The 12,895-nt window shown below is 41.5% G+C and carries 14 protein-coding genes; 4 read left to right on the top strand and 10 right to left on the bottom strand.

The window, feature by feature from the left end; genetic code table 11:
• Positions 1-38 precede the first annotated feature (38 nt).
• Complete coding sequence (locus ACZ444_RS06000; RefSeq protein ID WP_382357569.1) at positions 39-503, top strand: MarR family winged helix-turn-helix transcriptional regulator; 465 nt, start codon at positions 39-41, stop codon at positions 501-503.
• Positions 504-631: 128 nt separating this feature from the next.
• Positions 632-889 (top strand): hypothetical protein, encoded by a 258-nt coding sequence (locus ACZ444_RS05995; protein WP_382357570.1) that lies wholly within the window; start codon positions 632-634, stop codon positions 887-889.
• Positions 890-939: 50 nt separating this feature from the next.
• On the opposite strand, the gene ACZ444_RS05990 is transcribed toward ACZ444_RS05995, so the two are convergent.
• Positions 940-1,215, bottom strand: coding sequence for a YutD family protein (locus ACZ444_RS05990; RefSeq protein ID WP_382357571.1), 276 nt, complete (start codon positions 1,213-1,215; stop codon positions 940-942).
• A 143-nt stretch (positions 1,216-1,358) separates the two neighbouring features.
• On the opposite strand from ACZ444_RS05990, the gene ACZ444_RS05985 reads away from it, so the two are divergent.
• Both ACZ444_RS05985 and ACZ444_RS05980 read left to right on the top strand, forming a co-directional pair.
• Positions 1,359-1,940 (top strand): YhcN/YlaJ family sporulation lipoprotein, encoded by a 582-nt coding sequence (locus ACZ444_RS05985; protein WP_382357572.1) that lies wholly within the window; start codon positions 1,359-1,361, stop codon positions 1,938-1,940.
• 84 nt (positions 1,941-2,024) lie between these two features.
• Entirely contained in the window at positions 2,025-2,948 is a 924-nt protein-coding gene (locus ACZ444_RS05980) for a M23 family metallopeptidase (RefSeq protein ID WP_382357639.1), read from the top strand.
• Between the two features lie 91 nt (positions 2,949-3,039).
• Here the strand turns inward: ACZ444_RS05980 and ACZ444_RS05975 are convergent, their stop codons facing one another.
• The 9 genes from ACZ444_RS05975 to ACZ444_RS05935 form a co-directional block, all read right to left on the bottom strand.
• Entirely contained in the window at positions 3,040-3,147 is a 108-nt protein-coding gene (locus tag ACZ444_RS05975) for a MetS family NSS transporter small subunit (RefSeq protein ID WP_382357573.1), read from the bottom strand.
• 1 nt (position 3,148) lies between these two features.
• Complete coding sequence (locus ACZ444_RS05970) at positions 3,149-4,687, bottom strand: sodium-dependent transporter (protein ID WP_382357574.1); 1,539 nt, start codon at positions 4,685-4,687, stop codon at positions 3,149-3,151.
• A 143-nt stretch (positions 4,688-4,830) separates the two neighbouring features.
• On the bottom strand, positions 4,831-5,628 hold the full coding sequence (gene yunB, locus ACZ444_RS05965) for a sporulation protein YunB (protein WP_382357575.1): 798 nt from the start codon (positions 5,626-5,628) through the stop codon (positions 4,831-4,833).
• 54 nt (positions 5,629-5,682) lie between these two features.
• Entirely contained in the window at positions 5,683-5,985 is a 303-nt protein-coding gene (locus ACZ444_RS05960; RefSeq protein ID WP_382357576.1) for a YunC family protein, read from the bottom strand.
• Positions 5,986-6,050: 65 nt separating this feature from the next.
• Complete coding sequence (locus ACZ444_RS05955; protein ID WP_382357577.1) at positions 6,051-7,451, bottom strand: bifunctional metallophosphatase/5'-nucleotidase; 1,401 nt, start codon at positions 7,449-7,451, stop codon at positions 6,051-6,053.
• Between the two features lie 11 nt (positions 7,452-7,462).
• Complete coding sequence (locus ACZ444_RS05950; protein WP_382357578.1) at positions 7,463-8,227, bottom strand: sulfite exporter TauE/SafE family protein; 765 nt, start codon at positions 8,225-8,227, stop codon at positions 7,463-7,465.
• 280 nt (positions 8,228-8,507) lie between these two features.
• The gene (locus tag ACZ444_RS05945; RefSeq protein WP_382357579.1) at positions 8,508-10,046 is read right to left on the bottom strand and encodes an acyl-CoA carboxylase subunit beta; all 1,539 of its coding nucleotides are present in this window, start codon (positions 10,044-10,046) and stop codon (positions 8,508-8,510) included.
• A gap of 75 nt (positions 10,047-10,121) precedes the next feature.
• A complete protein-coding gene (locus tag ACZ444_RS05940) occupies positions 10,122-11,783 on the bottom strand; it encodes a class I adenylate-forming enzyme family protein (RefSeq protein ID WP_382357580.1) in 1,662 nt (553 codons plus the stop codon).
• Between the two features lie 165 nt (positions 11,784-11,948).
• On the bottom strand, positions 11,949-12,887 hold the full coding sequence (locus ACZ444_RS05935; protein ID WP_382357581.1) for an MBL fold metallo-hydrolase: 939 nt from the start codon (positions 12,885-12,887) through the stop codon (positions 11,949-11,951).
• Between the last annotated feature and the right edge of the window lie 8 nt (positions 12,888-12,895).

Raw genomic sequence — 12,895 nt, 5'->3', positions numbered from 1 at the left:
ATAATTTGAAACAAAGAGTTTACAAAAAAGGTGATAGCATGACGGAAAAAGATGATTATAATCTAATGTTATTTCATTTCGCTTATCAGACATTTATTAAAACAGCAGATGAAATCATTGAAAAATATGGTATGAGCAGGCAGCACCACCGCTTTTTATTTTACATATCAAAAATGCCTGGCATTTCGGTTAAAGAACTCCTCGACTTTCTGGAAATAACAAAACAAGGATCACACCGGACATTCAGCAAATTAAAAACGGAACAGCTGATTGAGGAATATCAAGCAAATGATGATAAGCGCATCAAGAGACTTTATCCAACTCAAAAAGGAAAAAACCTTGTACAAATATTAAACGAGGAACAAAACAAATTGCTGACAAATGTATTTGAAGACGCCGGATACGAATGGTTTAATGTGATGGAAAGATTAGCCCACAAGCGGGAAGGATTCAGAACGATCCAAGCAAAATATCAGCTTGGCGAGGAAAAAGATGAGTTTTAACCATCGATGCTAAATTAAGGATGTCACTGGCCAATCATATTGGAAAATATAGTCTTTAATTGTTGATATAGGAAAAATTACTTTGTTTAAATGCGGCACAATAGTGATTAAGAAAGGATGTGAAACAAATGGGAAAAAATGATAAAAAACAATACAGTAATTTTAAAAATGTAGAAGATCAGCAAGAATTAATTCCTGAAGAATTTCCGGAGGGACCATTCGGCTCAGAATTTAATGATCATGTGTCAAAAGGGAGTAAATCCACTCCATGGAAAGAAGGTCAGAAACGTAAGAGTGCATTTATTTATCCGGATAAAGAGCAGCACGATGATCTGCCCAGACAGGCTCCTGGATCACATCCGCTGCATGATGAACCGGACGATTAAACACCAGGGTGAACCGAGGAGGGCAAGCGGCTGCTAGTCGCCGGTTGCCCTTATTTGTTAACTTTTTTCAAAATAAAATAAGCACAGCCAAAATTGCAATGTTCATATAAGTAATCATCCAGAGTGCTTATTTTAGTATCAAAATCGGCGCTTGGGTTTTGGTCATCATAAAATCCTTTTAGACGCAGCTGATCATAACCCCAGTCACCTACAACAAAATCATATTTGGACAAAATCTCAGAAAAACGTTTGTTTAAACGTTCTTCATCAAAACCATCCTTTTCATTTTCAATAATCTCATACGTTTTCCCCTGTATCTCAATCAATACCATCACCTCATGACACATCAAGTTTATCACACGTCGAAAATCTCACCAATATTTTCGCCAGCATGCTGTATGTTTTCATGCTGATTCAAACAAACTAAGTCAACAGAACATGTTGCATCCACAGCATAAGGAGGATTGTCATGACAAAACGATTGCTTATTCCAATGTCTCTGCTTATAGCTATCCTGGTAGCAGGCTGCGCCAATACCGACAAGGCATCTGATAATGATCGCCCTCAAGCCGACGAACACCAACAAATTACTGATGAACTGGATCCAGATCAAAAGACAACACCATCCAACCCATCTGGTGAGGACAAGCTGGGATATGTCCATTATACAAAAGAAGATGTTGATAACGCTGCTGATAAGGGGCAGCAATCCATTGACATTGACCGAACCAGTCTGGCGAATATGATTACACGGATTGTATTAGAGAATGAGGATTTCGACGAAGCTGCAACTCTTGTAACGGAAGATAAAACGCTTATTGCTTATGGCAAGCAAGATAATTTAGATAACAACGAGGCGGCAGATATAGTCAACAAAACAGCTGTATCTATTCTGCCAGGATATTTTGACGTTTATATTTCTGACAACGAAGCTCTGATCCCCGACATTCAGAGCCTGCACAATTCACGAATACAGGACAATGATTATGATAATACGATCAATCAAATCATTGATCGCATGCAGGAATCCCCACAAGGAACGGATACCTAGTGCTTGCTTAAATTTTCTAAGGATCACAAGGAGGTGTGAACCGGTGTGCGTAAGAGACTATCCCTTCTCATGACTGCTGTTTTCATGTTCGGTATTCTTACTCATCCTGTTCTGGCAGATAATGCACAGAATATACAAGAGAAACGTATGGTGCTCTATAAAAAGACAGCTGCACTGACCCAAATCCCCTGGTATTATTTGGCCGCAATTGATCAGTATGAACGAAACAGCTCTGACGACGTTAAGGATGAACAGCTTATATCAATTGCATTCCCAGATGAATTGTGGTATGGAATCGGCAACAGTGCTATGATCAATGATCGCAGCATTATTCAATTTTTTCATGGAAAAGGCAAGGACGGAAACGGCAATGGTAAGGCCGATCCCGATAATCCAGAAGATGCTTTGTACACAATGGCCAATCTTTTGCTGGAGTATGGCCGATCCCGGGATCAAATCAAAATGGCCATCTGGCGTTATTATAAGCGGGACTTAACGGTCCAGACCATTATGAATACGGCCGCAATTTTCAAGCAATTTAATCGGCTCAAATTGACAGAACGCGCTTTCCCGCTTGATATGTCCTATAATTATACAACGAAAAATAATTGGGGCGACACCCGGGGATTTGGCGGGCTGCGGATGCATGAAGGATCCGACATCTTCGCAGATCATGGAACGCCTGTCAAAGCAACAACGTACGGAGTTATTGAAATGAAAGGCTGGAACTTATATGGAGGCTGGCGGCTGGGCATTCGGGATATTAATAACGTTTATCACTATTACGCTCATATGAGCAGTTATAAAGATAACATTCATACAGGGCAGATTGTTGAACCCGGCGACACCCTGGGTAAAGTCGGTTCAACCGGCTATGGCCCACCAGGAACATCCGGTAAATTTCCGCCACATCTTCACTATGGCTTGTATCAGGATAATGGATACGATGAATGGTCCTTTAATCCCTATCCCTATTTACAAAAGTGGGAACGGCAAGAATCAGACTAGATGCCAATCCATAAATATGCCTTGTTCACAACATAAAAGGGAGCCATTACCGCAGCCGGTAAAGACTCCCTTTTTTGGATACTAAGTGATACTACTTTCGTTTGCCAGCTTTTTTAACTGCGTTCGTAATACTGGCAGTCAAGCCTCCCCAAATAATCAGCATTGATACAATCATCAATGTAATTGCTCCCCCGGTCATATTACTTCGCCTCCCTTGTATCTTGTGTTTTATGTTCGTCTGCATTCTTCGACGCACGCCATTTCAGCAAGGAAATAATAATGCCAACGATTAGGGCCCCAGCAGCAACTAACCAGCCACTGGACAATACAAATAGATCCGAATAGCCTCCATAATTGCCACTTGGTTTATCAAATAACTGCAGCAAATTCTTTCTGAACAGATCAAACATGGTGAAGCCCAAGACAATCGGGGTAATGACACTAAGGCTAAAGGTCCACCAGCCACCAAGTCTGATATCAGAAACACTATTGGCATGTTCTTTGAATTCGCCCAGCTTACGCAGAACCCAAGCGATCAGGACGACCTCGACCAATCCAATAAAGGCTATACCGAACTGATTAATAAAGTAATCGACAGCATCAAGGAAGTTTATGCCTCCCCGTGTTGCAAATACAAGGGAAACGAGTGCGGCAGTACCTCCGCCTATCAGGACAGCCTTTTTCCGGGAAATATTCAGCTTATCTGACAAGCCTGCTACATAGGTTTCAATAATTGATATCAGCGATGACATACCTGCCAGTACGAGCGATGCAAAGAATAAAAACCCAAATAATTCATTAAGTGCTGGAAACTCGTTAATAATTTGCGGAAAGGCAACAAATGCCAGACCGATGCCACCATCAACAACTTCATTAATAGGAACATTCTGCTGGACAGACATAAAGCCCAGGACTGAAAACACGCCAATACCGCATAAAAGTTCGAAACTCGAGTTTCCAAAACCGACAATAAAGGCGTTGTTCGTTATGTCCGATTTTTTCGGTAGATAACTGGAGTACGTAATCATAATAGCAAAGGCAATTGACATACTAAAAAATATTTGACCATACGCTGCTATCCAGACTTGCCCATCCAATATGGCATCGAAATCAGGTGTAAAAAATGCATTTAACCCTTCAATTGCTCCGGGCAATGTAAGAGCACGAATAACAATTAACAGAAAAACCACAACCAGTGTCGGGATAAAAATCCGATTAGCCATTTCGATACCTTTTCGCACGCCCCGGTAAAGCACACCAAGGACAACCAGCCAAACGATAACTAATGGAATGAGAACACCAGGCACAAAACCGCCAAATTGGCCAGCTTCAACCATTTCCAAATGGTTATTGTACAAAAAGTTTTCTGTATCAGAACCCCAGTTCAAATTGAATGAAAAAATTGAATAAGATATTGCCCAGGCAATAATAACCGAGTAATAAGTCGAAACAACAAAGGCTATTAGGACACCCCACCAGCCTACCCATTCTGTCTTTTTGTTCATGTTCTTAAACGTTAATGGTGACGAGCCACGGTATTTGTGACCCATGGTGAATTCCATGATCAGAATCGGGATGCCGGCAGTCAGCAATGCGACCAGGTACGGGATCATAAAGGCACCGCCGCCATTTTCGAAGGCTGTCGTCGGAAAGCGCCAAATGTTACCAAGTCCCACTGCTGAACCGATTGCAGCCAAAATAAAACCTGCTCTTGTCCCCCACTGAGAACGTGTTGACATAGTTAAAACCTCCCAAACGCTAAATTGTTTAGTTTTTTCTGATATTTGTTTCCTTATTATACTGTCAGGTCTTCACTATGTCAACATAATATTTAGAATTTTTATAAACTTAAAAAAAGATCTGTTATCCAGACTCTAACAGATCAGTTCTTTTCGTCTCCAGTGATGGAATTTTTAGGCACAGAGATAGAAGGATTATCACCATCACCTTCGCCATAAAAGTCAGGAATATCACCCATTACCGCTCCGCCATCGATATAAATTTCCGTTTCAACAGTTGTGACATCGGTCATAAACGGGATAATAATTTGGACATCTGCTTCAACCTTGACATATAATGATAACCATGAACCGTTTATTCCCAGCGGCTCCTCTTCCCGAATAATATTTGTACGCACATTACCGACAAATTCCAGATTAATTGGGATCTTCGGGCCGAGATTGGCGAGAATCGTATTCCCAGTAGCTTCACCAATCGGGATTTCCACAACAGTTGGATCTTTAGAAGGCAAATTATCGGTCGTATCCTCAAATTCCTCCGGTTCAAACAGCGAATTTTCGTAGTCCGGGGGCTCGCCAGTGTTCATATAACGAAAATATTCTTCAACCCGATCCGTTGCGACCCGATTAATTTCACTGATAGCAGCTTGATCCCAGTTATAAGTAGCGACTTTTCCTTCATCATCATATGTAATATTAACGACATCATCATAATTGTAATTTTGTGCAAACCTCACGGCTGAGTTAATACCACGTGTTGCAAATTCCTCTGTCTTTCGGTCAGCAATACTCTTTAATGCCGGCGTAATTCCCCTATCAATAATCACGATCGTCAGAAAAACGATTAAAACAAATATGATCACTGTTAATACAAAAACAACGGGCAGCGGAAGCGGTGTTCCAGATCGTTTTGGTTTATGGAATGTAAGACGCTTTCGCAACGTAATCCCCCTCTCAAAACAGCATATGCTTGTTTTAAGAGGGGTAGAATCTCATCAGGCTATTTTGAGCAGTGCATCTTTGCCGGTCATACCTGGTTCCCAGCCGTATACTTTCGAAGCATTCGTTATTTTTTCCAGAGGTGCCTCCAACAGCTCATCAATTGTTTTGACACCTGCGGCACGACCGGAAATCACCTTCCTGTCAGCAAGCCGATCATTTAAAAGATCAACATCCAACGCGCCGCACATAATGTAGCCGACCTCGTTTGAAATAACCAGCAGTGTTGTCCGGGGCAATTCCACTGTTACGGCCGTATACTGCATTCCTTCAATTTCCAGCGGATTAACAGTCATCATGATGTTTATGCCTCCCTTATCCAATACAGGATATGGTATGCATGAACAAATCATCATGTCACTCATTAATCAGCCGGCACTTTGTGACGCAATGTGTACGTAAGCAAATCACGCAAAAATTCCGGAAGAACATAGTGCTTATCTTCCGCATTAGCAATTTCCGGCAGAAGCCGCCCGAATGTAAAGGTATCAGCTGTTGCAATGCGGTATTGTTTTGCCGGGTCAAGCGGCATACCCTGATAATAAACCGATTCAAGATATTCACTGCCATCGTCCCGCACGACCGTCTGAACATCAAGATCTGAATAAATCATTTGACCAAGGATTTCACCGCGAAATCCAAAACCTTTCAGCTTTAATTCCGTAAAATCTTTGCTTAAGGATGCCCGAATAACTTCTGTCAATTCCGCACCGTTAAGTTCCACCATACAAGGATTAATTGGGTGTGGACAGATACGGTGGATGTCTTTGTGCGTCACAAAACCAGCTGGTATTTGATCCAGCAACACACCAGCATTCAGCATTGCTGCATCTGCATGTGTCCATTCTTTAAGGGTATCCGTTAATTTCTGCATGATTTCCGTATGCTGAAACCATTTAACTTCTATCGGTTCCGCCAGTTCAATCACTGGTTTTCCAAGGAGGTCGTCGGCTTTTTCAGTCAATGTATTTAATGTTTCCTCTGCTGCCAAATCCCGAGGCTGTTCTGTCATATCATAAACGGCAGCCGTTTTATCAATGAGCTCCTGCCTCGCATGATCCCACGTCAGCTCCACTTCACCAGCGAATCCGCAATGCTTGCCAGCAGCTGTGATGAGTGTATTTTCCACTGTTTCGCCATTTCTCAGCAAGTGATGCGTATGGCCGCCAATAATGACATCTATAGCTTTAAAGCGGTGAGCAATTTTCTGATCCTGGCTAATGCCCAAGTGTGACATTAATACAATAATATCTGCTGATTCTTTCATATGATTCAAGTGCTTTTCCAGCGTTTCAAATGGTGCCGAAATATGCCAGTCAAGCAATTCATAAAAGGCATTAAATGGTGCAGTCAAGCCAATAACGCCAATTCTTATACCGCTATCGGATTGCAGATAAACAGTCGATTGCAGCCACTCCGGTTCAGTTTCAGTCATACTCTGCAAATTCGCACAAACAACCTGGAACGCTGCATCATCATATAAATGATAAAGTTCATCATGTGACATCGTAATCCCTTCATTATTGCCAAGCGTTGCCAGATCATAGCCGACATCATTCATTAATTGCACATTCGCTTTCCCCATAAACGCTTCGGCGACCGGATGCACCCGGTCCACATGGTCACCAATATCCATTATCCAGGAGGCTTGATTCTCACTTGCTCTCCGGGCTTTCGCTTCCTTTAAAAAGCCTGCAACCTGTGGCCAATTGTTAAAATTACTGTGTAAATCATTTGTATAGTAAAAATAAAGCTTTTCCTGCATTGATAAACTCCTTACATCAATCCTTCAAAAATTAGCCTGATACCAACAACAATCAACATTATACGCAGAATCCACTCCAGAACATTGCTTTTAATGTGTTGATTAACTTTAGCACCTATTGTGCCGCCAATCCAGGCTCCGACAATAAAGAAGATAACATACTCCCACTCAATATGACCTAAAGCGATATGTGTTCCGGCACTCATAATGCTGATAAAGACAATGACAAACATGGACGTCGCTGCAGACGTGTGAACAGATAAACCAAACAAGAAGATCATTGCTGGAACAATGATAGCACCGCCGCCAATACCGAATAAACCGGAGAGAACACCTACAATGAGTGAAATGATGACGACAGAAACGATTGGTGTTTTCGACCGCTCTTCACGCTGTCTATCCCGTTTCAGTAAAAACAGGAACGATAGTGCAATCATTAAAATGCCAAAATACAATGTGAAGTGGTCCGTATTTATAAATTGATTCAGCCATGAGCCAAGAATGCCGCCTGGAATGCTGCCAATTAAAAATAACAGGCCAATACGACTATTAATCTGCCCATTTCGATAGTAGGAAATGGATGATGAAATAGCTGTAAACACAATTGAAATCAGTGATAATCCAACGATCACCTGTGGCGTTGCCCAAGCAAAAGCATCTGAGTATGAATGCAAAAACAGCATGACCGGGATTACAATAACACCACCGCCTAAACCAACAAGGCTTCCGATAAACGCAGCAATTAACGCCACGACAATACAAATGACATAAAGCATTAAAATCCCTCGCATCTTATAACTTCATCCATATTAGCATGAATCAGACTGAATTGATATAATTTGAACTGTTCTGGCTTTCCTCAGCACCGCAATCTAAGCTTGTGCTGACAGCCTTCCTCACTAGTCCTTCGTAAACCGCTGCACATTAAAAAACCCTGTCATGATTCATTATATGACAGGGCTTCTAAAGGTTAAAGCAATTAGCCGGGTTTATTATGTTGTATAAATGCTGACGATATGCTCAATCAAATTTTCTTAAATAAATTCTCTTTTAAAGTCAAAATCCTGTTGGCCAGTTAGCTAATGATTTCTCACTGATTGTACCATTTCGGGCACAGCAAAACTCCAATGTTTGACTAAGAAACTTTCTCGTATCTCTTGGATCTATCACATCATCAATTAAATGCTTGCTGGCCGCTTTATATGGAGAACTATCACCTCCCCAAGTTCCCAATAGTTCTGAACGCTTTTCGTGGACATTATCCGCATGTTGTAATTCGTCACCATAAACGACATTAATTCCGACTTCCGGCCCTGTAAAATTAATCTCAGCTGTTGGCCATGCTACAACAAAGTCAGCACCCATTGTAGGTCCGCACATATTACCGTAAGCAGCACCAATACTTTTACGGATAATAACTGAAATCTTTGGTACAGTCGATTGTGCCAATGCCTGGTTCCATACCATAATTTTTGTTGGTATCTTCCATTTTTCCGCATCACTTGATACACGGAAGCCAGGTATGTCGTGTAAAAATACAAGTGGTATATTGTATGAATCACACAGGCAGATAAAATCAGTAGCTTTTTCACACTCCTTAACGCCAGCTGAACCTGCAAATTGCATAGGCTGGTTCGCAATCATACCAACTACTCTGCCATCTATTCTGGTCAAAACAGTAATCAGCGCTTTGCCATAGTCAGGTTTTAATTCAAAATAGTCACCGTCATCTACAATAATCTTAATGACTCTTTTCATATCATAGGCACGTTTGGTCCTGGTTGGTACAATACTTACGATTTCCTCTAAACTGCGATGAGGGTCATCAGCTGTTTCCCGGTGAATTGGCTCTTCCTGTGAATTTTGTGGCATGTAATCCAAAAAGCGTTTCATACTTTCAATCGCATCTTCTTCCGTTTCAGAGAAATGATCAGCTTGCCCCGTATATTCGGCATGTATATCCCAGCCCCCCAATTCCTCGTTTGAGACTTTTTCACCGGTTGCTACTTCCAGCATCCGGGGGCCAGCCACAGCCATTGTCGTTCCTTTAACCTGGCTTACGAAATCAGAAGAAACGGCTGTCCATGTGGGACCACCAAAACTGTCTCCCAAAATTGAAGTGATCATCGGCACTTGCCTATGATGTTGTAATAATTCTTGGTGAAACAGCATTTGGCTTATACCATCAGATCCCATACCATCTGGCATACGCAAGCCGCCGCCTTCCATTAAGTTGAACATAGGCAGACCTCGCTTTATAGCCAGGTCATGCAATGCTCGCGTTTTACGAAAATAAACCATCCCCTCTGTACCAGCAAAAACTGTTCTGTCAGCAACCTGAAGAGCAATTAAACGGCCATTGACTTTTGCGAGTCCAGTGATAACTCCATCACCAGCACTATTTGTTTCTTCACCGTCCTGATCCGAATGTGCCAGTTTACCCAATTCTAAGAAGGAACCTGAATCTATCAATTTTTCAATCCGCTCTCTAGCAGTATGAAACCCCAGTTGATGCTGTTTTTCTAATTTCTGAAGACCTCCTCCGAACCTTGCATTATCTTTTCTTGTTAATAGATCTTCAATTTCTTTTTCCATCCCAGTTCTCCTTTATTATAATGTTAATAAAATCACAGATCTTTAAAAGCATTTACCCTTACATAATTTTCAATACTATTCTTTAAGGAGTCTCCGTAATACTTTTCCTGAGCTGGTTTCTGGCAGACTATCGATAAACTCAAATGACCTCGGATATTTATAAGCAGCCATTTTCTCCTTTGCCCACTCCATCAAATCATTTTCACTGATTTCACCTTCGAATGAGGGATTTAAAACAACAAACGCTTTGACAATTTCTCCTTTGGAATCATCCGGAACCCCAACACAGGCGACCTGAGAAACTGCCTTATGATCACTTATCATCGCTTCCACATCATCCGGAAATACACTGAACCCTGAAGATTTAATCATTTCTTTCACGCGCCCTTTGAAATACATATAGCCATCCTCATCTAATTGCCCGATGTCACCTGTGAATACCCAGCCATCCTGGAGTATTTCGTCCGTGGCATCAGGTTGATTAAGATAACCTTTAAATACTCCAGGATTTTTAACCGCAATTTCACCCTCCTTACCTGGTGGCAAGTCTTCTCCAGTTTCCATATCAACAATCCGCAACGCTGTATCATATGTGGCAATACCGCATGTTCCATATTTGATGTGCTCAATTGGCATGAAAGTATCACATGTATGTGTTTCACTTAAACCATACGAGGCTTCCAGCAGGATACAACCATCTGTTAATTTTCTCCATTTCTTGGCTAACTGTTCATCAACCTGTATCCCAAAACTGGTAGCAAAATTTAGTTCAAGTGAACTCAAATCTCTCTTTTCAATTTCCGGATAATTCAATATCGCAGCATTCATCGTTGCGACTGTATATAATTTATTAATTTTATACTCTTCAATTGCCTGGATAGCTGCACCAGGATCGAAGCGTGTAAGCAGAACGCAAGAAAGTGCCCTGTAAACTGGAACATTTACTCCCATAACCATCCCAGCAATATGAGTTAATGGCGCTGAAGCCAATGATTTGTCCGTTTGTTCTAATCTGTAACTTTGGACAGTTGCAGCTGTCTTAAATAAGGCATTCCCATAAGTCAACATTGCACCCTTGGGTCTTCCTGTAGTTCCTGAGGTGAACACCATGAGTCCAACGTGTCCAACGTCATTCCAAATATCAATTGGTTCTAATTCCATTAAAGGATCAACGGAGTCAATCATCCTTTTCATATCATGAGCACTCTCACAATCTTTCTTCTTCATTGATAATTCTTCAGGAATAGGCAGTTCTGGCGCTTTAGGAAGAAAATCAGCATAATTTGTCGTAACTAAAAATTGAAGAGATGGCGCATTATCCTTGATATTTTCAATCCGCTGATATAATTCATCACCGGAAACTATCACTTTAATCGCAGCTTCATTGATGAAATAATCCAGCTCACTTTCTTTATACATCGGGTTCAACGGCACAACTACAGCTCCAATCATTTGAATGGCATAATGCGCTATCAAATATTGCGGACAGTTTTGCATAAATAGGCCAACACAATCACCTTTACCAACTCCCTGGACCTTAAGAAAACCGGAAAAACGGCGTGTGTATTCCTCTAAATCTTTCCAAGTGATATTATTTCCATAAAATATATAACCGGGTTGGTTCGGCAGCTCCTTGGCATTTTGAATGAGGTACTCATGCAATGGCTTTTCGCCTAATCGATAATCCAATTCTTCTTGGAGTCCTTTAGGCCAACTTTTTTTCAAAACGTCTTGCATTATTTAACCCCCCCCTTAATAATTTACTCAGTGGCTGTTAGCAGTACATCTCTCCCACACTTTGATACATTTTTATGATTACTCTTACTTGAATAAATGTCTCGCAAAATATCAAGTCCTCCCATGGCTAGCCACAATGCTCTTACAGTCCTTAATAGTTAACTCTTATAAAGAATACCAGTACTTCCCATAACGAAGTTCCCTTTCACACTCTCCCTTGTATCGTAAATATTCCAGATGTGCCAGAGTCTCGCCAACCGCAAACCGCATCTCGTGGACGGTAAGCTCTTTCCGGAACAGGCTTTGACAGACACTGTACACTGTATTGCCATTGCCGATTGATTCCAAAGTCTGTTGCAGCCGCTCATCATGATGTGATTTAATTTCCTCAATCCGATCATTTGCGCCATGAAAGGGATCACCATGGGAAGGTATAACGAAATCAGCTTCAACTTTCTCAATCTTATCCAATGACTCCAGATAGCGCGCCAATGGGTTTGGCTCGCCATGAAACCAATACGAAATATTTGGGGTGATCTTTGGTAAAATGTGATCAGTTGATAACAGCATATCTTTTTCTTTGTTATAAAATGTTATCAAACCATCCGAATGTCCCGGTGTTGAAATCACCTCATAGTCATGTTTGCCAAAGGACAAGATAGCGCCATCCTCCAAAAAATGGTTCACTTCCGGGTATGGTGTGATTCGCGAGATAAAGTCCTCTGTGTTCGCCTGCATTTGTTTTGCCTGATCGTCCGGAATATCCGCCAGCAGATAATTTCCTGAAAGTTCATCTAAAAACGCTTGGTTCCAAGCGTTTTTAGCAGCGTCGTAATCAATTTCCGACATGGAAACGCGTGCATTATGTTTTGCCTGCAATCCGCCAGCATACCCAAAATGATCCGGATGGTAATGTGTTACGATAATATCTGTAACATTTTTCCTGCTCAATTCCGTCTCCCATCTATTAACTGTCTGCTGATTATGCAGACCGGCATCGATGACTGTCCAGCCTTGTTCTCCTTCAGCAAGAAAACAATTTACATGATCAAGACGGAACGGAAGGTCGAGTGTAATACGCTTTAAACCGTATTCTTCCAGCACGTTTCATC

Source organism: Lentibacillus kimchii, assembly GCF_055381965.1.
The sequence above is the reverse complement of the archived record's forward strand: the minus strand, read 5'-3'. Positions and strand labels throughout refer to the sequence as shown.